The 210-nt window shown below is 48.6% G+C and carries 1 protein-coding gene; it reads left to right on the top strand.

Going from position 1 to position 210, the window contains the following annotated elements:
• Positions 1-210 (top strand): TerC family protein (locus QCD69_RS22795; RefSeq protein WP_441004997.1); only part of this gene is annotated, 210 nt, incomplete at both ends.

Here is a 210-nt window from a genome sequence, read left to right on the forward strand (position 1 = left end):
GTGCAGAATATGCTGCTGGATATTATCATCAGTCTTGATTCGGAAATTACTGCCGTTGGCCTGTACGATCATCTGAATATTATGATGGCGGCCGTGGTAATTGCAGTGGGCGTGAAGATGTTTGCCGCCCGCGCTATCCGTGAATTTGTTGACCGCCATCCTTCAGTAAAAATGCAGGCCCTGACTTTCCTGATCCAGGTAGGTTTGACC

The sequence above is a fragment of the Erwinia sp. PsM31 genome (genome assembly GCF_030433775.1).
In the GTDB taxonomy this organism is placed as follows: domain Bacteria; phylum Pseudomonadota; class Gammaproteobacteria; order Enterobacterales; family Enterobacteriaceae; genus Erwinia; species Erwinia aeris.